Consider the following 23222-nt stretch of genomic DNA (forward strand, 5'->3'; position numbering starts at 1 on the left):
AATATAAAGGCAGGCAAAGCTGCAAATGCTCAGAAAAAGGAGTTTGAATATGGGACGCTCACAAAATCAAAAAACCCGTGATAAAAACAAACAAAAGCTACCGCAAGTGCCAAAGCAATTAAAAAGTGACGGACGTGATATCGAATTTTCCAGGGAACTTGCGGACCAGGAGGATCTAAAGGCATTGGCAAGATCTGAAGCTGCGGATAAAAGAGCTAAACAAAAGTAGGATGGCTGCACGCCGTCCTACTTTTACTATTGTTCAACCCGAAGCCAAGTACCGCTCCTCCGATAAGGCCACATTGCTTCACTTTGTTCCGCTTATTCCCTATTGACAGCGCTTTTGAAATCAAGATACGCCTTCACTGGATTGACCGCTTACAGATTGCCCAAGTGCCGCTGACGTTAGGTAAGTCGCGTTCCGGGTCTGATGGTGCTACATCAGCGCTTATCACACCTAATTGGCCATATTCCGCTTTTCGGATGAGTTCGCACGTTCTATGAATGACTCGTTCGCTTTTTTACTCAATGCTCCTCCATAAATAGAATGACGCATAACTTAAATAGGGATGCCAATCTTTGCTGTATTTTTCCATTTCCTCATATGTAGGCTTTCTATCCAACTGATAAAGGTTTTTAATCGCATTTTGCAAGCCGATATCGGCCATGGGGAACAGATTCCTTCTCCCCAGCCCAAACAATAAGTAGCTCTGCGCAGTCCATGGGCCTATCCCTCTGATTTTCACCAGTTCCTTTATTACTTCTTCATCCGGCTTTTTCGCCAACTCTTCAAGGTTCAACTCTCCGCTGACAATCATCTTCGAAAGATCAATTATATATTCTGCCTTCCGCTGGCTAAATCGCAGATTTCTCAAATCGGCGGTGCTTAATGCCGCAACTATTTCAGGCGTTGGAAAAAAAGCCACTCCCTCTTTTTCAAATCCAAATGTTTTCACAAATTGTTCTGTTAAAGAAACTGCAAAGGACATATTCACTTGCTGATGAATGATAGGTCTTATTAAAGCCGGATATAGTGAAAATTCCCGCACAATCGGCGTTCCAAAATGTTTTTCAAAGATATCATTCAATGCTGTTTTTGAAAAATGCTGGTGAACTTCAACAAGCGGAAGATCCCATTGAAAAACAGTAGAAATTTTGTCCATCACCTGCTGTCTTGTCTGAAGCTCGCTTCCTCTAACAATAAAAGCAGGCTGGTCCACTGTACCAACAGCTTGAATCTCGGCCACTTCCGGTTCCTCCTTATAAATCGGCACTCGGATAAGTCGTTTGGCCCTGTCGACTTTATTTAATGGATCTCTAGCCATCCTCTCCAAAGCAAGGTCAAAATGATATGGCCCCTCTATAACAGCTTCTTCCTCCCACATACAACCATCACCCTTTATTTATGGTAAAAAACGGCTCCAATTGGAACTTTCCTCATTTTACACTTTACCCTCTCATTTGCAAAAAACTTTAAAAATACTGTATTAAAAAAAGCGGTACTATCCGAAAAAAGAAAACTATCCAGTTTGATCAGAATACTGGCCGAAAAAATGAAATACTATCCAGTTTGATCGGAATACTGGCCGAAAAAATGAAATACTATCCAGTTTGATCGGAATACTGGCCGAAAAAATGAAATACTATCCAGTTTGACCGGAATACTGTCCGAAAAAATGAAATACTATTCAAGATAAGAAAATACTGTCTAAAACTTTGAAGTTGGTCCGCTATTAGTGACCGTTTTAATTGGAAACCACATAAGTTGAGCATCTATCCTCATTAATCATGCAAGTTTTATTGGAAACAACAAAGGACAGGCACTTAGCCCGTCCTAACATCCACTCACCTTTTCTAGGCAGTCCTAGTGTGGAATAATTGGGTTTTTGATTTTCTCTCTCAAAATGTAATCATCCAAACTTTTGAACGTATATCCATCTTTTTTTAAATCCTTGATCACTTTTTCCAATGCATCTGCATTGTCTTTTGATACGGAGTGAAGCAGTATGACTGCCCCGGGATGAACTTGGGCCATGATATTGTCATAAGCATGTCTCCAGCCTTTTTGCTGATCTGTTTGCCAATCTTTGTAGGCAAGAGACCAAAGAACATGAATGTATCCCTGTTCCCTTGTAACCTTTAAGGTTCTTTCACTCAAAATGCCACGGGGCGGACGTAAATACTGCATTTCGGTCTGCCCCGTAAGGCCAGCAGTTTTTTCCTTTACCCTTTCCAATTCTTCCTGGATCTTTTCATCACTGATATTGGTCATGTCAGGGTGGCTCCATGAATGGTTCCCAATGATGTGGCCTTCTTTTACAATCCGCTTTGCCAGGTCCGGAGCACTGTCCAAATAGTGACCAGTCACAAAAAAAGCAGCTGGGACCTTTTCAGCTTTCAACACGTCCAACACTTTTTCCGTATAACCATTTTCATAACCGTTATCAAAGGTTAAATACAAAACCTTGTCCGTCGCATTACCTTTATAAAAAGCATCATACTTTCCCAGCAAATCATCATACGCTTCTCCGGCCTCCGCTTGCTTACCCTCGCTTCCTTTCTTAAATCCCCAATGAATCGCGTTATTTGATATGGACTTTGCAGCGTTCGCATGGAAAAAAAACAGGAAAAACAGAGATGATAATAACAGCCATCGTTTCATAAATGCTCATCCTCCTTTCACTCTTTTCCCTTAGATTTTTCCATTGCGGGATGATTCATCCGTGGTGGACTTTTCCAGTGGAAAACAAAGGATGGACGCATATTTCTAGTAAAATGAGCATGTGTTGAACATAACAAAAAGGCCAGGCATTAGCCTGAGCCTTATTGTCTGGTTTCAAAAGAGAAGCTTAAATGATCTTGGATTGGTATCCAAGCACCTATCTCCTGTGATGTAACATTTTTAACAATAATCCTGTGCTTTGAACCTTTTAAGACTAAGTAGACCTCTCCAAACGTAAGGCTGCCTTTTTCGTGCACTGCTGGTGCGTAAGCATACAAATATCCAGTTTGTGCCAGGGGTATATTGTAAACCTGATGATGCTTCGTTCCTACACCAACTGCCGTTTCAAAGGAAAGTGGCAACTGCACCTTATCAAACGCTTTTTGCTGCATCATTTTTTGTACATCTTCCATTTGGCCAACCTTGGCTGTGAGACCACCTTTGATGATTTTTTGGGCCTCTTGAACATAATGTATTTGATAATTTCCAGTTCCGCCACGGTTATCATAGAAATTTGTATTCACCTTTTGATATTGCCAATTTGGAGTTGTTTCTTGAGACTTATAGTTCAAAGGCCATTCACCTAAATAAATGGTTGCTCTAGTACCGAGTGAAAGTGGCGATTTGTTTGCTGCCGATTCATTCAGCATCCGGATTAATTTCGGATTTTCTATTTTTATCTTGGATGATTCCAACAGGTCCTTGGCAAAACGGCTTGGCTGCAGGTGTGGCAGATCAGGCGCAGGGTTTGAAAAAGTGTTTTCTTTGCTTATGTTTATAACCGAGGAAGGAACCTCTATTCCTTTTTCTTTACTGTCCTCTTTTTTAGATGCCATTCCTGCTGTTGGTACCGATAATAAACTCAATAGGATGAACACTTTAAGGACGACTTGATGCCGTTTCATGTTGCATTTGCTCCTTTCGTGCAAGCGGCATTAAAAATAATTTTACAGTTATTTTTTCAAAAAGTTGAAGGATTATCCCTGTTAAAGCAAATAAAATCCGATCCCCATGATAAAGTAAGCCGCTAGCATCGTAAGTCCCTCAAACCAGTTGGACTCACCGTCATTGATGATAACAATGGAAAGCAAAACTGCCGTTGCCATCGAAACAAGCTCAGGCACCGTAAATACAAGAGGCATTTTTTTTGGAAAAAGCAAGGAGGCAAGCACAAGGATCGGGGCTACGAACATAGCAATCTGAAGTGTGGAACCAATTGCAATTTCCACTGCAATTTCCAGCTTATTTTTATATGCCATGATGATGGCGGAAGCATGCTCGGCCGCATTTCCGACAATGGCGACGATAATGACCCCGATAAATAGCTCAGACCAGCCAAATTGTTCCCCGACTGCCGTAAAGGTATGTACTAGCTTTTCCGATACATAGGCGACTGCCAGCGTAGCGAGGGCAAGAATAATAATCGCTTTCCATTTGGACCATTCAGGAATTTCCTCCTCTTCTACGCTAGCATCTTCACCCCCTTGATGCGAAGTTGCAGGATATACCCCCCGATGTGTAACCAACTTAAAAAATAGTGCAGCCATATAGAGGATGATCATGATAATGGAAATGCCGATGCTTAACGCCATCGTTTTTTGATCGTTCATATTGATTGTGAACAATTCAGGAATCATAAAGGCGACAATCACCGCAAACATCAATAATCCTACATTATGCCGCGCATCATAGATACTGAATACCTGCCGCTTGTATTTTAAGCCGCCAATAAAAAAGGACAGCCCCCCTACCAGCAACAGATTCCCTATCACGGATCCAGTCAAAGAGGCGAGGACTACGCCTATCAGCCCCGCCTTTAAGGCAAATATGGAAATGATTAGCTCAACCGCATTGCCGAAAGTGGCATTCAGTAATCCGCCAATTCTTGGACCAGCAACGATAGACAAGCTCTCAGTTGCTCTCCCCATTACACCTGCAAGTGCTATGATTGTTAGACAATAGATACCAAACATGGCTGCACTTGGCCAATGCAACATGGATCCGATAACCGACAATGGCAATCCCACTGCAATCAAAATTAAAAATATCTTATTAACCATCCTCTTTAGCCCCTCCTAACTAAGTTGCTTACACCTCGACGATCTCGAAGGTTTCTTCCACCTCTATCGAGCCCTCAACAGATTGAACCATGGCGCAATTCTTCCGTGTAAGCGCCATAACTCTCTCAAGCTTTTCTTTCTTAAGCCCTTTTCCCGTTATTTTGAAATGCAAAGTGACCTTTTCAACTCTATTGGCCTTTTCTCTGTTCCTCTCCGTCTCTGCAGTAATTTGAATGTCTTGCACATCTAACCGCATTTTCTCCAAAATATTGCGCAGTATACCTCCGCTGCAAATTGCTAAAGAAGAAACCAATAATTGATAAGGTCTGAACCCATAGTTTTCATCTCCTGATATATCAAGCCTTCCATATGGGAGCTCTGCAACAAAGCCACCATCTTTCATTTTGAATTCCATATTCAATTCCTCCTTTACGGCCTGGTCGGCCAATTGTTTCGCTACGATTTTTACCAATCTTTTCTTACAATGGTTTATCCCCAAATCAAATGCGCCTTGGCGTATTTGCGCCCAGATTTTATCGAGCTTAAGCTCGATAAATTTCCTCTGAAAATCTGTGGCATCCGCCGGAGGCTTTAACTTTTTTCAGCCGGGGTTTGAACCCCCACTGAATGGAATACCAATATGCTTTCTTCTCACCACATACAGAAGTGGGAGACTTCTGCTGAATAAAGTTAAACTTATCCATCATATTTTCCCTGCTTATTCGTAAAGTAAGAATTTATCTCACCTCCGACCATAATAATAATGGCCGAGAAATAAAACCACAGCATCATGATGATAATCGTTCCAATACTGCCGTACATTGCGGTATAATTGCCAAAGTTTGATACGTAAAAGGAGAATCCGAGTGAAACGATAATCCATCCAACACTGGCAAAAATAGCGCCCGGCACTGCGGTTGCATACCGTACCTTTATGCTGGGTGCTAAATAATAAACAGTGAGAAAAACCAAGAATAAAATAAACGGTGTCAGCACCCATCTAACAACGTTCCAATTTTTCAAAAATTGATCCGAAAGACCCAGATAAGAGAAAATAAACATTCCAAGCTGCTTTCCAAATACTGGCAATAGCAAGGCAAGGATAAAAACGAACATCATCGCTACTGTCAATACAATGGATAAGCCTCTGCTTACTATGAAAGATCGCTTTTCCTCCACATTATAGGCTCTGTTCAAGGATTTCATCAGAGCATTCATTCCTTTTGAAGCTGACCAAAGAGTAGCTATGAAGCCAACAGATAACAGACCGCTACTGCGATTATCCATGACCTCAGAAACGGTCTTTTCGATCATCGTATAGGTTTCTTGCGGCGCAAAATCTCTAATCAGGTGAAATATATCCTGCTGGGTTAGTGGAGTATAGGGCAGAAGTGTGAACAAGAAAATCAGCATCGGAAAAAGCGACAAAAGAAAAAAATAAGATAATTGTGCGGCAAAGCCCGTCACATCATTATCACTGATTCTTCTAGCCATCTCTTTTCCAAAATCTATTATATTATTTCTTTTTTTTCGATCATCTGGCTTCCTCATTCCCAATAGAAACACCCCTCGTCTCTTCATACTTTATCTGTTATTATTCAGATGCGCCTTGGCGTATTTGCGCCCAAATTTTATCGAGCTCCGCTCGATAAATTTCCTCTAAAAATCTGTGGCATCCGCCGGAGGCTTTAACTTTATTCAGCCGGGGTTTGAACCCCCACTGAATGGAATACCAATAGACATTCATCTCACCACTTACAGAAGGTGGGAGACTTCTGCAGAATGAAGTTAAATAATTACCTTCCCTTATCTTAGCAAAACATCATTCAAAATGAATAATTCAGCTTGACAATCTTACTATTTTTTCAGAAGATTGATATATAGAAATTATCCTACTATAAAAAATAAATAGGAGGGGAGAAAATGTCTGATAAGATTTTGAAATTTCTCGAAAATGTAAGCGGTTTAATATGGGGGTTGCCACTCATCATCCTTCTCATTGGAACAGGGATTTATTTAACAATAAGAGTTGGCTTCCTCCAAATGAGGCTGTTGCCCTATTCTCTGAAATTGGCATTCAGCTTTAAACAGGACAAAAATTCCGAAGGGGACATCTCGCACTTCCAGGCTCTTATGACTGCGCTCGCAGCAACTGTCGGTACTGGTAATATTGTCGGCGTTGCTACGGCTGTTGTTTTAGGGGGACCTGGAGCCGTGTTCTGGATGTGGATATCCGCATTCTTTGGAATGGCTACAAAATATGCCGAAGCTGTACTTGCGGTCAAGTATAGGATTGTGGATGAAAACGGGCAAATGTCCGGAGGCCCCATGTATTATCTGGAACGCGGACTCAAGCAGAAGTGGCTTGGCATCTTGTTTGCGATTTTTGGAGCCTTAGCAGCATTCGGTATCGGGAATCTCGTCCAATCGAATGCAGTTTCCACTGTTGTAAAAACCACCTTCAATATTAACGAATGGGTTACTGGTCTAGCCTTGGTCATCTTTGCCGGTCTTTCAATCATCGGTGGAATTAAGAGTATCGGAAGAGTTACTGCATTTTTTGTTCCTTTTATGGCTGTATTTTATATCATCGGTGGACTAATTGTTTTAATCATGAATATTAATCTGATTCCAGGAGCAGTAGCACTCATTTTTACAGATGCTTTTACAGGTAAGGCCGTTGCTGGTGGCGCCATCGGTGCTGTCATTCGTTACGGAGTTGCAAGGGGAATCTTCTCGAACGAAGCAGGTCTGGGGTCTGCTCCAATCGCCGCAGCAGCTGCAAAAACAGATTTGCCTGGCAGACAGGCTCTCGTTTCTATGACGCAAGTATTCATTGATACTTTGGTTATCTGTTCCATTACTGGTATCACAATCGTCATGGGAGGGCTTTATAATGAAGGGATAGCTGCTGGTGATTTAACCTCTGCATCTTTCGCCCAATTTTTGGGGAATACAGGCTCAATCATTGTTGCTCTTGGTCTATTATTCTTTGCTTCTTCTACGATTTTGGGATGGTCCTATTATGGAGAAAAATGTTTCGCCTATCTATTCAGCGTAAAAAGCGTCATATTTTACCGCATTGTTTTCGTTGCTATGGTATTTGTCGGTGCGGTTACAAGTTTGGACATTGTTTGGGCCTTTGCGGATATCGCAAATGGTCTCATGGCCATTCCGAACTTGATCGGATTATTGGGGCTATCCGGTGTGGTTGTTTATGAAACGAAAAGAACGCTGGATAAAATTAAAGAGGAAAAAGTTGAAGCAAGAAAAGAAACGGCATAAAGTTTCCCGCCTTCCCGATATCGGGAAGGCTTTTTCATATTGACAACCAATCCCATGCATGAAATCATTATATTCATAAATATAGCCCCGAGAGGATGAACCTGGTGGATTTATCAAAAAACACACCCGCAAATATTGAGTATTTAATTGGTCAAATAACAGAGAAATTGCGTATGGTTAATACTGCTGCAATGAAACCGGAAAGCATCAACAATGAAAGGTATGAGGAATTAGTTGAAATCTACGAAATGGTGATGAAAAAAAAACATTTCAGCCCGGGTGAGATGCAAGCCTTAGTGGAAGAAATAGGCAGGCTGAGAAAGGTTTGAGTGAGTAGGGTCACAGTGGAGAGCCTAAAAGGGGCTCTCTTTTTCTACCTGTGCTTTACATGTGTTGTCTGAAAGGATAACATTTTGATTAATAGATTGTTGCCTATGAAAATATTCTTAAAGAAGGGTGATATTGTTGAAATCGTTCGAACAGTCCCGGCTGCTGAAAAGTCTGCCAAAACAATTTTTCGCTTCACTTGTTCAAAAAGTGAACAGCGTGAGGGCCGAGGGCCATGATGTAATTAACCTAGGTCAGGGAAACCCCGACCACCCCACACCACAACATATTGTGGAAAGCCTCAAGCTTGCCGCCGATCACCCTGAAAATCATAAATATCCTCCGTTTCAAGGAAAAATAGAGTTAAAACGAGCGGCTGCTAACTTTTACCTAAGAGAATACGGAGTCCATCTCGATCCTGAGAATGAGATTGCCATTCTATTTGGTGGAAAAGCGGGCCTTGTAGAGCTACCGCAATGCCTTTTGAATCCCGGCGATACAATGCTGGTTCCCGATCCAGGGTATCCGGATTATTGGTCAGGTGCAGCTTTGGCAAAAGTGCATATGGAAATGATGCCGCTGACAGAAGAAAATGATTTCCTTCCTTCTTTTGACAACATTCCAAAAGAAACGGCAAATAAAGCCAAAATGATGATCCTGAATTATCCAAACAATCCAACAGGGGCTGTCGCTACCGAAGAATTTTTCCAACAAACAGTCAAGTATGCTTCAGCCCATGATATTTGTGTCGTTCATGACTTTGCTTATGGTGGAATCGGATTTGATGGAAAAAAGCCTGTTAGCTTCCTGCAAGTAAAAGGTGCTAAAGAAACAGGGGTTGAAATTTACACATTCTCCAAAACATATAATATGGCCGGATGGCGGGTTGCGTTTGCCGCAGGAAATGCGTCAGTGATTGAAGCGATCAATTTGATGCAGGACCATATGTATGTCAGTCTGTTCGGTGCCGTCCAAGACGCTGCTGCTGAAGCTCTGTTGGGTTCTCAAAAGGCTGCTGAAACAATCAATGCCATGTATGAAAAAAGAAGAGATGTATTTATTTCAAGCCTCCGAGAAATTGGCTGGGATGTAAGGTCACCACAGGGTTCTTTTTTTGCCTGGCTGAAGGTTCCCAAAGGATATACTTCTGAAGAATTCACTGACTTACTGTTGGAAAAAGCTTATGTTGCCGTTGCTCCCGGAATCGGATTTGGCGAGTATGGAGAGGGCTATGTAAGAGTCGGATTACTGACATCGGAAGAGCGCCTTAGAGAAGCCGCTTTGAGAATAAAGGAATTAGATATCTTTTAAGTTTATCAAATGCGCCTTGGCGTATTTACGCCCAGATTTTATCGAGCTCCGCTCGATAAAATCTGTGGCAGCCGTCGGAGGCTTTAACTTTATTCAGCCGGGGTTTGAACCCCGCTGAATTGAATACCAACATGCATCCATCTTACCACTTACAGAAGTAGGAGACTTCTGCTGAATGAAGTTAAACGATGGTCTTCCGTTCGCGGACGGCCATTGTTTATTTTTAAGCTTTTTATTTCCCAAGAAATAGTTCTCAACTCCATCCATCAAAAAAAAGCACACAGCTTGTATATAGCTGCATGCTTCATTTCTCTTCATCGGGTATATAAGGCTCAATCAGCACTTCCACCCGCCTGTTAGCTTCTCGACCTTTAGCTGTTTTATTATCTGCGATAGGCTGAAATTCGCCAAAACCTTTTGCACTAAATAAACGCGGATCCAATTTTTCGTCTTCAAGGAGCACTTTCATAAAATTGACTGCCCTCATGACACTCAATTCCCAGTTAGACTGGAATTCCGAATTTTTGATTGGGACATTATCAGTATGCCCGCTGATAATCACACTTCTCGGTAGCTCCATTTCTAACAATGCTGCAAGTTCCTTCGCAGTTTTTTTGTCGTTTTTTCTTACCTCGGCGCTCCCGGATTGAAACAGCACGCTGTCGTTGATTGTGATCAGCAATCCTTCGGAGGTCAATGAGGTAGAAAACTTGTCTTCATACTTTTTTTCCTGGATGTAATTATCAACCTTTTTCTTAAGCGCTTCAAGAATTTTCAAATCTGCTAATTCATCTGTGAACTGCTCCTTCGGATCATTTTGAGAATCATCCTCTGTTTCATCTATTTGCTCTTCAATTTCCAACGGTTTTTCGAACTCAACCGGTCCATCTCCCCCGACAAAAATCCCACTAAACACTTTGGAAATTTGTTGGAATTTCTGCGCATCCACAGAACTTGCCGCGAACAGTACGATGAAAAGTGCAAGAAGCAATGTCATCAAATCCGCATATGGAAGAAGCCAGGATTCTCCCAGCTCCTCCTCATGCCGTTTTTTCCGTTTACGCTTGGGCATTTGTCGCCACTTCTCTTTCATCTTGCAATTCTTTACGTTGTTCTTTCGGAAGATAAGAAGCTAACTTCTGCTCTATCATTCTCGGAGCCTCTCCTTCAAGGATAGATAAAATTCCTTCCACCATCAATTCTTTCAATCTTACTTCCTCATGAGATTTTCGTTTTAATTTATTAGCAAATGGATGCCATAACACATAGCCTGAAAAGATTCCAAAAAGCGTCGCAACAAAAGCAGCAGAAATAGCTAATCCAAGCTCATCTGTATTATCCATGTTCCCCAAAGCAGCAATCAGTCCGATTACAGCTCCAAGAACTCCCAATGTAGGTGCGTATGTACCTGCTTGTGTAAAAATCTGCGCTCCAACAGCATGCCGTTCTTCCATTGCATCAATTTCGTCGTTAAGAACCTCGCGTATGTAGTCAGCACTTTGCCCGTCAACCGCCATCAAAAGGCCCTGCTTTAAAAACGGTTCGTCGATTTTTTCCATTTCCGCTTCAAGGGCAAGCAAACCTTCCCTTCTTGCCAACTGCGCCATTTCTGAAAAAAGGATAATTAATTCCTTTGGTGTAGGCATCTTCTTCTCTTTGAAAATGATGCCAAAAAGTTTGGGAACCTTCTTAATTTCGGAGGATGGGAATGCGATAGTCACACTAGCTGCCGTTCCCACAAAAATCACCAACATCGCCGCTGGGTTCAGCAATGCTGTTATATCTACTCCTTTTAAAACCATACCTACCCCCACGGCAATGACACCGAGAACTACCCCAATCAATGATGTTTTATCCATTTGCTTCACCCTATACTAATAGTAGTCTTATCTCTAATATCGGCAGAAGCAATTAAGTTTTAAGTATCTTCATGTTGTTTTCTTTTTTTAAGAAGCGTGGAAAAATATACTGCCCTTTATCTCTCATAAATTGCTATTCCAAAAACTTCCTCTCTATTTTATGTTCATATCGTTTAAAAATAGATGAATTCGTTCTGATCTTTTTTTTCGCCAGCATACTGTTATACTTCAATAATTTTTCGCTTAATTGTTTTCTTAATTCCTCAGTTTCAAGTTCATCCTCAGAATGTCGAATTAAATCCTCTATTGTCATCAATTCCTTTTTGACATCCATTTCCTCCGGCGAAAAACCGGCATTCTGAAGAAGTCGATAGCCCATTTTTAAATCATCAGGAATCCCCTCCAACTTGTCAGGTGGAAGTGGCTTCCCTTTTCCGGGAAGGTTGTCAAATTCGCCGAGTTCGTAGGCTTTACGAATTTTATCCTCTGAAATGTGAAAAAACTTATTCATTATAATCCCTCCCCGATTTTCATCCAATCTGTGTCCTTATATTTTATCATGCTTAAATTTTTTATACGTAAAAACCGTTATAATATCTAAAAAAACGTTGATATAATCAAATGCTCCTTGGCGTATTTGCGCCCAGATTTTATCGAGCGGAGCTCGATAAATTTCCTCTGAAAATCTGTGGCATCCGCCGGAGGCTTTAACTTTATTCGGCCGGGGTTTGCCCCCCCCCGCTGAATTGAATACCAACTTGCATTCATCTCACCCCTTACAGAAGTAGGGGAATTCTGCTGAATGAAGTTAACGCTTACAATCTTTTTTGCGATATCAAATATAAAAAAGCACGTACTTGGGGCTACTTTTGGGGGGCACCACAAAACCCGGCTTTTTTTATTTCCTAATAGCTCCTAATTTTGCGAAAGGCTATTCTCCAAACTTAATACTGGAGTTGGAATCGAAATCTATTCTATGCGCTTGGAGACTATAATCCATTAAATGGACCAACTTATTCGTTTGATTTACATAATGAGCAGCACCTTTAATCTCTTAAAGAAATCCATCAATCCAAATGGTAAAAATTAATAATTGGTTAAACTCCATTGCAATATGTTTAGTCTCATTGATCTGCTCCCATTCCTGTTCGTTTCATATTGTGGAGGAAGCAGATTTAGGTTCCAAGAAAAATAATAAGCAATCTATATTAAATGGTTTTTATCTTTATCATAATTTGGTGATGTATTAGAGGGTGTTAATATTCGGTCCAATACTTTTTCAGTACATGGCATAATTAAATTAAGAATTATCCCCCCTAAACAAACGGTTAATAAAGTTCCAACTCCAATTGGTCCATTTAAAAGTATGGCCATAATCAAGAATATGAGGTAAATACATGTTCTCGAAAAAAATATGCTTGTTCTAGCTAATTCTTTTAGAATTAATGTTAATCGGTCAACTGGGATCGGAGCAAAATTTGTATGTAAATATATTGCAGTTCCTAATCCTATAACAGTTAAGCCAATTCCAAAACAAGCAGCTTTGCTATACCATAGTTCAGGTGTGATCCAATTGTGTAATAAAAAAAGCCACATATCAATGCCAATTCCCGTTATAAATGCTGTTAGCAAACCCAAAAATTCTGGTCTTTTTCTTTCTAAAAATGAATTACAACAAATCAATATCAAAGCTATTATTATCTCCCAACTTCCCACAGTAAGCCCCACATTTATGGAGAGTCCTACCAAAAGTGCATCAAAAGGTGAAGTTCCAAGATCAGATTGTATAGTACAAAAAATTCCAAAGGTTAATAAAAAAATTCCTAATACATAAAAAACATGTTTCACTCTACTCGACCTCTTTTTAATTTTTTGTTGCAAATACAACAAATTCAAGATAAATTTAATATATGCTACTTTTTGTTGCATTTGCAACAAAAATATAACTAAGGAGTTTATTATGAAAGAAATTCTTCGTGAAATTGGAATGATTGCAAGGGCGTTGGATTCTATAAGCAATATAGAATTCAAAGAATATGACCTTACAAAAGGGCAATATTTGTACATTGTCCGAATATGTGAAAACCCTGGAATCATTCAGGAAAAGTTGGCTGAGATGATAAAAGTAGATCGGACAACGGCAGCCCGAGCCATAAAAAAACTTGAAATGAATGGCTTTATTGAAAAGAAAGACGATGAACATAACAAAAAGATTAAAAAGCTCTTTCCCACAGAGAAAGGGAAAAATGTTTATCCATTTATAAAAAGAGAAAATGATTATTCCAATATGGTTGCATTAGAGGGGTTTTCCGAAAGAGAAGCAGAAACCATTTCCAATCTTCTTCAAAGAGTAAGAAAAAATATAGATAAAGACTGGGAATTTGTAAAAAAGGGAAACAAGAGAAATTATTGATTATACTAAGGAGCGACATATTTACATGACTATAAATATAAACAAGTGTACTCTTGAAGATTCACGCAAACTTCAAAAAATTGGTTATGAAACATTTAAAGAGACTTTTGAGCATCAGAATTCACCCGAAAATATGAATGCCTATTTGGATAGGGCATTTAACTTAAAACAACTAGAGAAAGAATTATCCAATATATCTTCGCAATTCTTCTTAGTATATTTCAATGATGAAGCCGCCGGTTATTTAAAGGTCAATACCAATGAGGCACAATCTGAAGAAATGGGTGACGAAACACTTGAAATCGAGAGGATTTATATAAAGAAAAAATTTCAAAAACATGGGATTGGTAAATATCTGTTAAATAAAGCCATGGAAATTGCATTGGAAAATAACAAAAAGAAAATCTGGCTAGGCGTATGGGAAAAAAATGAAAACGCTATTGCTTTTTATAAAAAAATGGGGTTTGTCCATTCTGGAGTTCACTCTTTTTATATGGGGGGTGAAAAACAAATGGATTTTATCATGATCAAAACACTCATATAAGTTTTCTGAAAGGTGGATTATTATGTATATACCTAAACATTTTAAAATTGACGACGAAGAAATCATTTTTGATTTTATCGAAAAATATGGCTTTGCAACTTTATTTTCTCAGCATAAAGGAGAACCTTATGCTACTCATCTTCCACTGACATTAAATAAATATGAAAATGCCTTATATGGACATTTTGCACGACAGAACGAACAATGGAAGGATGCTGAAAACCAACAAGTCCTCGCGATTTTCCAAGGTCCCCACTGTTATATTTCACCTACTTGGTACGAAACAACTAAAGCAGTACCTACTTGGAATTATGTGTCTATACATTTATATGGAACGATGGAGGTTGTCGAAGATAGAAAAGTAATATTCAATTCTTTAAATGACTTAGTACATAAATATGAAAGCCCTGATAGTCCATACAATTTAAATGATATTGAACCTAGTTTTATCGAAGGAATGAGTAAAGGAATTGTACCGTTCAGAATAAAAATCACAAAAATTGAAGCAAAAGCTAAATTAAGCCAAAATCACCCTGTGGAACGACAAGAATTAATTATTAAGCATCTAGAAAACACTTCTCAACAAGATAATATACAGGTAGCATCTCTTATAAAGAAAAATCTACAAAAATGCAAATAAAAGTAATTCCTAATTGAACGAACGGGGGCTTTACTTTAATAACGATCTTCAACGATCAAGCGCGATTGTGGTTAAATACTTTTTCGTCACTTTACGAAATCCATGAGGGAATATTTTTTACAGATGATTCCCAAGCAGTCATGAGTAAGATCTCTGATATATGTATGCCAAGAAAAACAAAGCCCAAAAAAGGTGCCCGTCCGTAATTGGATAGGTCTCTCTCTTAGGCAATCGATGCCAGAATACGTTAATATTTTATTTAATCACCAAGTCAGTCCCCAGCCCAACATAAATATTCTTTTACTACTACATCAAATGTGCCTTGGCGTATTTGCGCCCAGATTTTATTGAGCTCCGCTCGATAAATTTCCTCTGAAAATCTGTGGCATCCGCCGGAGGCTTTAGCTTTTTTAAGCTTAAGCTCATTTAGAACCGGACCCTAAAAGAGAAATCCCTCCGACTTTCACCTCGAGGGATTTCTCATCAGTCAGCTACCAATCAAAATCTTCATGCTCGTGTCTACGTCTGCGCTCTCTGCATCTACACTCGAACTCACGCTTACGTTCTCTTTCACGCTCACGTCTTTCTTCACGGCATTCACAAATGAATCTCCTTCTCCGTCTTTCTCTTTCATGTTCAAAGCACATACTTCCCACCTCCTTTACATCTAATAAAGCCGGCTTCAATATTAATATATTGAAAAATGTCGAATTTGATTGGACAGACAGTCTGATAGAAATGAGGATTTTTTTCATAGAAATAAAAAAACCCCTCCTACAATGAGAAGGGCTCTTGAAAAATAGGGGGACAAATTCCTTATTATCATATGTATTTTATTATCCTCGCAACTCTTTAAGCAACTTCATTTTTTGTGTAGCGGTACCGGTTTAATTTTTGATACCATGTGTGGCCGCCAACTTTTTCCGATTAGCAAATGAATGATTTGAGATAATCGACTACTGATTTTGTCTTTTGATTGCCTTTTTGGTTGCGGGCTGTTCAGCTGTAACAGACTTGCCGGCTCTCAATTTATTCAGCAAATCAAGGTTCTGCTTTGCTGTTCCTTTGTAATTATGAATCCCATATTGTGCTGCCAATTTTGCCCGATTGGAAAAACTATAAACAGCGCCAATACAGTTGGGGCTAAAGTTAGGACTAAATAATTTAAAGTAGCCAAACCCTTGATACACCGAGGGACTTTTCATCCGATCTGTGTTCTTATATTTATCAGGCATAATGTATTTCCGCATAGATCATCATCATTATTTACAAAATGAGCTGGCAGACTTGTTCATATACAAGAGTAGCTGATTTCATAGTTTCCCTTTAAATTCCCCTTGCTCTCCACATTTTTTTATATTATAATTCAAATCGTAATGATTACGATTTATAAAAAATTTCATATGAAAACTGCATAGAAAGGATTGAAGGGATGAGGACCAAACATTATTTTATCGCCTTATTTTTGATTACCGCCTTAATTTTGACCGGGTGCGGCAAAAAATCAGGTCAAGTTAACAAAAAGAATAAAAGTACATTATCCGTCTACACCACCATCTACCCTATTGAAGATTTCACAAAAAAAATCGGGGGAAGCCATGTAGAGGTAAAGAGTGTCTATCCCGCTGGAGCAGATGCTCACACTTATGAACCCACAATGAAGACTATGATGGACATTGCCGATTCGGACTTGTTGATCTATAACGGGGCAGGTCTTGAAGCTTTTATCGGAAAAATGGAGAATTCGCTCAAAAACGAAAAAGTGGTGAAGGTTGAAGCTTCCAAAGGCGTCAAACTGTTGAGCAATGCAGAAGAACATGAGCATAGTGAAGATGATCACAAAGATGATGGGCACCATCATGATAAAGATCCCCATATTTGGATCGATCCGGAAAACGCCATGATGATGGCAGAAAATATCAAGGTTGCATTGAGTGAGAAAATGCCCTCTGCCAAAGATGAGTTTGAAATAAATTATCAAGAACTAAAAGAGAAGCTGGAACAGCTTGACGCGGATTTAAGTACAGTAATTGAATCAGCGGATCGGAAAGAACTGTTGGTTTCCCACGCAGCCTATGGTTATTGGGAACACCGTTACGGCTTGAAACAGATCAGCATCACCGGAATCAGCTCTGAAAACGAGCCTTCTCAAAAGCAGCTGCAAGACATTATAGAAACAGCAAAAAAGCATCATATCAAATATATTATCTATAATCAAAACCCAGCTACAAAAGTGGTGGATACTATTCAAAAAGAAACAGGGACAAAAACGCTCACTCTGCACAACCTTGAATATATTGTCGAAAAAGATAAAGAAAACAAAGAAGACTATTTCAGTATCATGGATAAGAATATTGAAACACTGAAAAAAGCATTATCAAAATAATAGAAAGCTGGGCAGCACTCCATTCTGAAGAGCCGCCCAGCTTTTTCGTTTGATTCATACTGAAACTATCGAATCCATTTATTAGATAGCTGTTTCCACCTTTTCCAAAGCGATTGCAGGTCCAAAAAATTCATAGCGTATATTCTCTTCGGGTACTCCCAAATCAGACAACATCCTTATAACATTTTTCAAGAATGACACCGGACCGCATACGTAGCAGATTGTATCTTTGGAAATCTTATCTGCCAAAAACTCTTTCGTAATATAGCCTGAGAAATCATGCTCGCCATCTTTGTTGACTGGATCTTGGTAGCCGTAATGACAGCTTCCATGCTGAAGCTTTCCAGCCAGTTCGCACGCTTCTTTATTGAACGCATGTACTCCCTCATGTCTTGCAGAGTGAATAAATGTTACCTTGCGATCAGAGTCATTTTTAACCAAAGCTTCAAGCATACTCATCAACGGTGTAAGTCCCACTCCACCGCTGATAAAAGCTACTGGTGCAGTTTCATCCATATTCAATGTGAAGTCACCAGCTGGAGCACTCACTTCGATTGTATCCCCCACATTTAAATGATCATGTAGATAATTAGAAACTTTTCCATTAGGCTGGAAATCCGTTTCCCTTTTCACGGAGATCCTATAATATTTATTGCCTGGTGCACAAGAAAGGCTGTATTGGCGATTCAGGGCGTACTTTTCACCGGGAATATTAACTTTTACTGTAATATATTGGCCAGGTTCATAAACTGGTAACGGCTGACCATCCTTCGCTTTGAAGTAGAAGGAAGTGATAACATCACTCTCTTTTACTTTATCAACGACTTCCAATTCTTTAAACTCTTCCCAGCCTCCGACCTGATCTTTTGCTAAATTATACATGTTCGCTTCAATGTCAATGAATACTTGTGCAATTACACCATATGCTTCTGCCCATGCGTTGATAATTTCGTCTGTGGCTGCATCCCCAAGAACTTCTTTAATGGCTTCCAGCAGATGCTTCCCTACAATCGGATAGTGTTCCGCTTTGACTCCAAGACCGCGGTGTTTATGGGCTACTTGTATGACAGCAGGAAGAACACTCTCCAACTGGTCAATATTTTTTGCTGCTGCCAATACCATATTGGCAAGCGCTGTTTGCTGGCGTCCTTGTGATTGATTCGCATGGTTGAAAATGTTCAGCAGTTCAGGATGAGTGTCAAACATATTTTTGTAAAAAGTAGAAGTAATCGTTACACCATGAACTTCCAATACTGGGACGGTGGACTTAATAACATTGATCGTTTCTTGTGAAAGAGCCATTTTCATTCTCCTTTAAAGATGTATTTTAAATATATCTTTAATTTCACTATAAAGGATTCGAATGAGGGTCACAATCCCCTTTGAACACGTGTAAAAAAGCTGTCAAAAACTCGACGTAGTTTGTTCACAAAAGATGCATTTCAAATCCATGTTTTAAAAACATACCCCTTTATAGAGCGCTGTACTGCCCTTTGTGACCTTAAAATGATATGATAATTGGTGGTGATGGAAAATGAGATTGACAAACTACACTGATTATTCATTGCGTGTTTTAATATACCTTGCCTTAAAAAGGCCTGGAGAATTGGCAAATATTACAGAAATTGCCGAGGCTTACAGTATTTCAAGAAACCATCTGACAAAAGTTATTCACGAACTTGGAAAAATGGGCGTCCTCCATACGGTCCGCGGGCGCGGTGGCGGAATCAAGCTAGCCCTTTCTCCTGATGAAATCAATATCGGAGAAATTGTGCGAAAAACAGAGGATGATTTCAATATAGTGGAATGCTTCAGCGAAGGTTCCGCACATTGCGCCATCTCCCCCGTATGTGGCTTAAAGCATGTCCTTAACCGCGCTCTATTCGCGTATCTGGCAGTCTTGGATGAATATACACTTGCAGACATCATCAAATCTCCATTTGACTATCGCTCTCTGCTTGGAATGGAGGAATAAGAAACGTTGGATTTACCTTCCTATGCTGTTAAAATAAAGCAAACTACTTTTTTGCAAAGGAGAATGTATATGGATGATTTTCTGGAAACACTTGAAAAGTATGCAGAGCTCGCTGTAAAGGTTGGCGTCAATGTTCAAAAAGAACAGACTCTAGTGGTGAATGCAACTATTGACAATGCGGAATTTATTCGACTTGTAGTGAGAAAAGCATATGAAGAAGGAGCACAAAACGTGATTGTCAATTGGAATGACGATATCGTGACACGCTTGAAATATGATATGGCACCTGACGAAGCTTTTCATGAATATCCACAGTGGCGCGCCAATGAAATGGAGGAGCTGGCGGAAAAAGGTGCAGCTTTCATGTCTGTCGTCTCTTCTGGCCCTGATTTATTGAAGGGAGTCGATCCAAATAGGATTGCCAACTTCCAGAAAGCAGCAGGAAAAGCGATGAATAAATATCGCCAGTACATTCAATCGGATAAAATCAGTTGGACTGTCATTGCAGCCCCTTCCGAAGATTGGGCGAAGAAGGTCTTTCCAGATGCTCCTTCTGAAGAACGGGTCAACAAGCTATGGGAGGCCATCTTTAAAGCGACAAGAGCTGACCTCGACAACCCGATTCAGGCTTGGAAAGACCATGACCGCAATTTACATGAAAAAGTTGATTACTTAAATGAACGGCGTTATAAAAAACTTCATTATAAAGCGCCTGGCACTGACTTGACAATCGAACTTCCGAAAGGCCATCTTTGGGTCGGGGCTGGTAGTGTCAACGAAAAAGGCGATGAATTCATGGCCAACATGCCAACCGAAGAAGTTTTTACAGTGCCGTATAAATACGGAGTGGACGGTACAGTTTCAAATACAAAGCCGCTTAGCTACGGCGGCAACATTATCGACGGATTTACGCTGACTTTCGAAAAAGGCAGGATTGTGGACATAAAGGCCGAAGAAGGCGAAGAGATTCTAAAGGGCTTGGTCGATACTGACGAGGGCTCGCACTACTTGGGGGAAATAGCGCTCGTTCCTTTCAACTCTCCTATCTCTCAGTCAAACATATTATTTTATAACACCCTGTTTGACGAAAATGCATCCAACCATATTGCAATTGGAAGCGCCTATGCCTTCTGTCTCGAAGGTGGCAAAAACATGAGTCAGGATGAATTGGAAAAGAACGGATTGAATACAAGCATCACCCACGTTGACTTCATGATCGGTTCAGAACAGATGGATATTGACGGAATTCTGGAGTCCGGAGAAAGTGAGCCAGTTTTCCGAAATGGGGATTGGGCGTTTTAATTCCTTAAATCATATAAAAAAATTAGAGGTTTGGCATTTGTGCCAAACCTCTTTTGTTTAATAATAGTCAAGTTCTGTTACCCAATTGCTTCCCGATTCTTCTAAATAATGGTCTTCATATACTTCAGGCTCGTCCATTAATGGAATATCGTTGGGACTGCTTTGAATACTATTCATCCCAACTACGTTTTTTAGTCCAATGGCTGATTCCTGCTTCCTTTTGACGATCACCGAATCGTCCCACTGCTTCATCACAAAAGAACCGTTCGGATTGTACAACACCCTTTTTGGCAGCTTATCCATTGCGACATCTCCCCTTTTTTTAAAATATTCCAATACACAGGCGGCCAGAGACGCCAAAGACAAAATGAATGGAGAAGCACATTTACCTATACCCTTAAATAGAGTTAGTAAACACGAAACTTAAGTTATTTTTTTCTATTGGGTATAATGGGTAACAGTTTAACATCTATGAGGTGAAAGAAATGGAACAACGACAAAGCAAGAAAATGAAAGATTCACTGACTATAAAAACGAGCCATGTCTCCCCTCCAGATACGAATCATCATGGCAATTTATTTGGCGGGAAGCTAATGTCCGATGTTGATGATGTAGCATCGATAGCCGCTGCTAGATTCGCACGAAAGCCTGTTGTCACGGTATCTACGGATTCCGTAGACTTTTTCAAACCGATCCGGATTGGCGATGCCGTTACAATGGAGGCAATCGTAACATGGAGCGGAACGACATCAATGGAAGTATTTGTAAAAGTCTTGTCTGAGCACTTGATTACTGGCGAGAAATCCATTGCCGCCTTTTCATTCCTTACATTTGTTGCTTTGGATGAAAACGGACGGCCAAGTCCTGTGCCAAAAGCTATACCCGAATCGGAGGAGGAGCACTGGCTAAATAAAACAGCCAAATCTAGGGCGGCTCATCGTCAAAAAAGAAAAAAAGAGAGCAGGGATTTAGCTGATTTTTTTTCAAATCTAAGTCTCTGAACCAGGAATATATTGGATGATTACAATTCTGCGATAATTTTACAGGAAGTTTAAGTTTGTATAACAGCCACTATCATGAGACAAATAAAATTGGAGATGTATCAAGGCTTATGGCAGTTTTTGCTCTCTTTTAACTGTAACAATTTCTTCCACTTGCCAAATACATAAGAAATATCCCTATAAATTTATTATACTTACTATAGGATATTACAAGTAAAGGCAAGGTGGACCATATGTTTTCAAGTACTGAAATTGGGATTGATCTAGGAACAGCTAATGTTCTAGTTTATACAAAAAATAAAGGGATTATTTTGAATGAACCATCCGTTGTAGCGGTTAATACAGATACAAAACAAGTGATCGCGTTCGGAGCGGAAGCTAAAGAGATGATTGGCAAAACACCTGCGAATATTACAGCCGTTCGCCCGCTCCAAGACGGAGTTATTGCTGATTTTGACATCACCAGCCAAATGCTGAAACACGTCATGAGAAAAGCAGGAAAAACGCTGGGGCTTGCCATTCGTAAACCGGACGTAGTTGTCTGCACTCCTTCTGGCGCCACCTCAGTTGAAAGGCGTGCCATCCATGATGCAGTCAAATCTTGTGGCGCAAAGAATGTCCACTTGATAGAAGAACCTGTTGCTGCGGCAATCGGAGCTGATCTTCCGGTTGAAGAGCCTGTTGCAAATGTGGTTGTGGATATTGGTGGAGGAACAACAGAAGTAGCCATCATTTCTTATGGCGGTGTTGTCAATTGTAATACCGTCCGTATCGGCGGTGACTTGCTCAATGAAAATATCATTCAACATGTCAGAAAAGGCTATAATCTATTAATCGGTGAACGGACAGCCGAGAATATTAAGATTGAAATCGGTTATGCGCTGGTTGAGCACCATGAGAAAAAAATGGATGTTCGTGGACGGGACCTTGTAACGGGACTTCCAAAAACGATCACGTTAAGTTCCTATGAAATTCAGGAATCATTGAAGGAATCTTTGCTTCACATTTTGGAAGCAATCCGAGCCACATTAGAGAACTGTCCGGCTGAATTGAGTGGAGATATCGTTGACCATGGGGTTGTTTTATCAGGGGGCGGTGCCCTGTTGAATGGTATGCAGGAATGGCTAAGTGATGAAATCATCGTTCCTGTCCATATTGCACCAAACCCATTGGAATCTGTGGCTATAGGAACAGGACGAGCTCTCAAATTCATCAATAAGCTTCAGACGGTTGGCAAATAATCTAGGAGCACGGTTCTTTTACTTGTAGTTGGAGCGGTTACCGTTTTTTGGGGATTATCGTAAAAACGGGAAGCTTGCGTGAGTATTAGTTACCGCTTTTCGTGATTTATCGCAAATTCGGGATTCTTTCACTACCATTAGTTCCGAGTTTCGAGT

General features: G+C 40.1%; 27 protein-coding genes and 1 pseudogene. 12 read left to right on the top strand and 16 right to left on the bottom strand.

All coding sequences use genetic code 11. From position 1 onward, the window contains the following. Nucleotides 1–49 precede the first annotated feature (49 nt). Entirely contained in the window at nt 50–229 is a 180-nt protein-coding gene (locus tag D5F11_RS19565) for a YfhD family protein (RefSeq protein WP_120117776.1), read from the top strand. A gap of 292 nt (nt 230–521) precedes the next feature. Here the strand turns inward: D5F11_RS19565 and D5F11_RS19570 are convergent, their stop codons facing one another. The 8 genes from D5F11_RS19570 to D5F11_RS26750 all read right to left on the bottom strand — a co-directional run bounded on the left by D5F11_RS19570 (nt 522) and on the right by D5F11_RS26750 (nt 6529). Then, nucleotides 522–1385, bottom strand: a complete 864-nt coding sequence (locus D5F11_RS19570; RefSeq protein ID WP_120117775.1) for a DNA-3-methyladenine glycosylase family protein — start codon at nt 1383–1385, stop codon at nt 522–524. A 479-nt stretch (nt 1386–1864) separates the two neighbouring features. Continuing rightward, nucleotides 1865–2662, bottom strand: a complete 798-nt coding sequence (gene pdaA / locus D5F11_RS19575; RefSeq protein ID WP_120117774.1) for a delta-lactam-biosynthetic de-N-acetylase — start codon at nt 2660–2662, stop codon at nt 1865–1867. A 161-nt stretch (nt 2663–2823) separates the two neighbouring features. Continuing rightward, on the bottom strand, nt 2824–3627 hold the full coding sequence (locus D5F11_RS19580) for a YfkD famly protein (RefSeq protein WP_120117773.1): 804 nt from the start codon (nt 3625–3627) through the stop codon (nt 2824–2826). A gap of 81 nt (nt 3628–3708) precedes the next feature. Next, nucleotides 3709–4782, bottom strand: coding sequence for a calcium/proton exchanger (gene cax, locus D5F11_RS19585; protein WP_120117772.1), 1074 nt, complete (start codon nt 4780–4782; stop codon nt 3709–3711). A gap of 28 nt (nt 4783–4810) precedes the next feature. Continuing rightward, nucleotides 4811–5197 carry an OsmC family protein gene (locus D5F11_RS19590; RefSeq protein ID WP_120117771.1) on the bottom strand — a complete coding sequence of 129 codons (387 nt, stop codon included), beginning with the start codon at nt 5195–5197 and terminating at the stop codon, nt 4811–4813. A 127-nt stretch (nt 5198–5324) separates the two neighbouring features. Next, nucleotides 5325–5489, bottom strand: coding sequence for a hypothetical protein (locus D5F11_RS26745; protein WP_185830798.1), 165 nt, complete (start codon nt 5487–5489; stop codon nt 5325–5327). Beyond that, on the bottom strand, nt 5479–6333 hold the full coding sequence (locus D5F11_RS19595; RefSeq protein WP_120117798.1) for a YihY/virulence factor BrkB family protein: 855 nt from the start codon (nt 6331–6333) through the stop codon (nt 5479–5481). Before D5F11_RS19595 ends, D5F11_RS26745 begins: the two co-directional genes overlap by 11 nt. Nucleotides 6334–6376: 43 nt before the next feature. Next, a complete protein-coding gene (locus D5F11_RS26750) occupies nt 6377–6529 on the bottom strand; it encodes a hypothetical protein (protein WP_185830799.1) in 153 nt (50 codons plus the stop codon). A gap of 176 nt (nt 6530–6705) precedes the next feature. Between D5F11_RS26750 and D5F11_RS19600 the strand changes: the two genes are divergently transcribed. From D5F11_RS19600 to D5F11_RS19610, 3 genes are all read left to right on the top strand, one after another. After that, nucleotides 6706–8067 carry an alanine/glycine:cation symporter family protein gene (locus D5F11_RS19600; protein WP_120117770.1) on the top strand — a complete coding sequence of 454 codons (1362 nt, stop codon included), beginning with the start codon at nt 6706–6708 and terminating at the stop codon, nt 8065–8067. Nucleotides 8068–8162: 95 nt separating this feature from the next. Then, nucleotides 8163–8396, top strand: coding sequence for a DUF1128 domain-containing protein (locus D5F11_RS19605; protein WP_425470867.1), 234 nt, complete (start codon nt 8163–8165; stop codon nt 8394–8396). 136 nt (nt 8397–8532) lie between these two features. Continuing rightward, nucleotides 8533–9705 carry a pyridoxal phosphate-dependent aminotransferase gene (locus D5F11_RS19610; protein ID WP_120117797.1) on the top strand — a complete coding sequence of 391 codons (1173 nt, stop codon included), beginning with the start codon at nt 8533–8535 and terminating at the stop codon, nt 9703–9705. Between the two features lie 304 nt (nt 9706–10009). On the opposite strand, the gene motB is transcribed toward D5F11_RS19610, so the two are convergent. The 5 genes from motB to D5F11_RS19635 all read right to left on the bottom strand — a co-directional run bounded on the left by motB (nt 10010) and on the right by D5F11_RS19635 (nt 13412). Then, complete coding sequence (motB, locus tag D5F11_RS19615) at nt 10010–10777, bottom strand: flagellar motor protein MotB (protein WP_120117767.1); 768 nt, start codon at nt 10775–10777, stop codon at nt 10010–10012. Further along, on the bottom strand, nt 10764–11564 hold the full coding sequence (motA, locus tag D5F11_RS19620; protein WP_120117766.1) for a flagellar motor stator protein MotA: 801 nt from the start codon (nt 11562–11564) through the stop codon (nt 10764–10766). The genes motB and motA overlap by 14 nt, the downstream gene beginning before the upstream one ends. A gap of 133 nt (nt 11565–11697) precedes the next feature. Beyond that, nucleotides 11698–12075, bottom strand: a complete 378-nt coding sequence (locus D5F11_RS19625; protein ID WP_120117765.1) for a DnaJ family domain-containing protein — start codon at nt 12073–12075, stop codon at nt 11698–11700. Between the two features lie 36 nt (nt 12076–12111). After that, complete coding sequence (locus D5F11_RS19630) at nt 12112–12321, bottom strand: hypothetical protein (protein ID WP_126646635.1); 210 nt, start codon at nt 12319–12321, stop codon at nt 12112–12114. A 446-nt stretch (nt 12322–12767) separates the two neighbouring features. Continuing rightward, nucleotides 12768–13412, bottom strand: coding sequence for a YczE/YyaS/YitT family protein (locus tag D5F11_RS19635; RefSeq protein WP_120117764.1), 645 nt, complete (start codon nt 13410–13412; stop codon nt 12768–12770). Nucleotides 13413–13524: 112 nt separating this feature from the next. Here D5F11_RS19635 and D5F11_RS19640 point away from each other — a divergent pair, with 112 nt between their 5' ends. The 3 genes from D5F11_RS19640 to D5F11_RS19650 are packed head-to-tail and all read left to right on the top strand — an operon-like array spanning nt 13525 to nt 15161. Then, nucleotides 13525–13977 (top strand): MarR family winged helix-turn-helix transcriptional regulator, encoded by a 453-nt coding sequence (locus tag D5F11_RS19640; protein ID WP_120117763.1) that lies wholly within the window; start codon nt 13525–13527, stop codon nt 13975–13977. Between the two features lie 25 nt (nt 13978–14002). After that, nucleotides 14003–14521 (top strand): spermidine/spermine N(1)-acetyltransferase, encoded by a 519-nt coding sequence (paiA, locus tag D5F11_RS19645; protein ID WP_120117762.1) that lies wholly within the window; start codon nt 14003–14005, stop codon nt 14519–14521. A 22-nt stretch (nt 14522–14543) separates the two neighbouring features. Continuing rightward, nucleotides 14544–15161 (top strand): FMN-binding negative transcriptional regulator, encoded by a 618-nt coding sequence (locus D5F11_RS19650; RefSeq protein WP_120117761.1) that lies wholly within the window; start codon nt 14544–14546, stop codon nt 15159–15161. A gap of 836 nt (nt 15162–15997) precedes the next feature. Here the strand turns inward: D5F11_RS19650 and D5F11_RS28210 are convergent. Then, nucleotides 15998–16279 (bottom strand): annotated as a pseudogene (locus D5F11_RS28210) (N-acetylmuramoyl-L-alanine amidase); the annotation flags it as partial. Between the two features lie 314 nt (nt 16280–16593). On the opposite strand from D5F11_RS28210, the gene D5F11_RS19660 reads away from it, so the two are divergent. After that, nucleotides 16594–17547 (top strand): metal ABC transporter solute-binding protein, Zn/Mn family, encoded by a 954-nt coding sequence (locus D5F11_RS19660; protein WP_120117759.1) that lies wholly within the window; start codon nt 16594–16596, stop codon nt 17545–17547. Nucleotides 17548–17628: 81 nt separating this feature from the next. Here D5F11_RS19660 and hmpA read toward each other — a convergent pair whose 3' ends face one another. Continuing rightward, nucleotides 17629–18849, bottom strand: a complete 1221-nt coding sequence (hmpA, locus tag D5F11_RS19665; RefSeq protein WP_120117758.1) for an NO-inducible flavohemoprotein — start codon at nt 18847–18849, stop codon at nt 17629–17631. Nucleotides 18850–19081: 232 nt separating this feature from the next. On the opposite strand from hmpA, the gene D5F11_RS19670 reads away from it, so the two are divergent. Both D5F11_RS19670 and D5F11_RS19675 read left to right on the top strand, forming a co-directional pair. After that, nucleotides 19082–19522, top strand: a complete 441-nt coding sequence (locus D5F11_RS19670) for an Rrf2 family transcriptional regulator (RefSeq protein ID WP_120117757.1) — start codon at nt 19082–19084, stop codon at nt 19520–19522. Between the two features lie 69 nt (nt 19523–19591). Beyond that, nucleotides 19592–20824, top strand: coding sequence for an aminopeptidase (locus D5F11_RS19675; RefSeq protein ID WP_120117756.1), 1233 nt, complete (start codon nt 19592–19594; stop codon nt 20822–20824). A 57-nt stretch (nt 20825–20881) separates the two neighbouring features. Here D5F11_RS19675 and D5F11_RS19680 read toward each other — a convergent pair whose 3' ends face one another. Next, nucleotides 20882–21127: a hypothetical protein gene (locus D5F11_RS19680; RefSeq protein WP_120117755.1), complete on the bottom strand. Its 246-nt coding sequence runs from the start codon at nt 21125–21127 to the stop codon at nt 20882–20884. A 182-nt stretch (nt 21128–21309) separates the two neighbouring features. Here D5F11_RS19680 and D5F11_RS19685 point away from each other — a divergent pair, with 182 nt between their 5' ends. Further along, the gene (locus D5F11_RS19685; protein ID WP_120117754.1) at nt 21310–21825 is read left to right on the top strand and encodes an acyl-CoA thioesterase; all 516 of its coding nucleotides are present in this window, start codon (nt 21310–21312) and stop codon (nt 21823–21825) included. Between the two features lie 233 nt (nt 21826–22058). After that, the gene (gene mreBH / locus D5F11_RS19690) at nt 22059–23066 is read left to right on the top strand and encodes a rod-share determining protein MreBH (protein ID WP_120117753.1); all 1008 of its coding nucleotides are present in this window, start codon (nt 22059–22061) and stop codon (nt 23064–23066) included. Nucleotides 23067–23222 lie beyond the last annotated feature (156 nt).

Source organism: Siminovitchia terrae (assembly GCF_003605405.2).
Taxonomy (GTDB): domain Bacteria; phylum Bacillota; class Bacilli; order Bacillales; family Bacillaceae_C; genus Siminovitchia; species Siminovitchia terrae.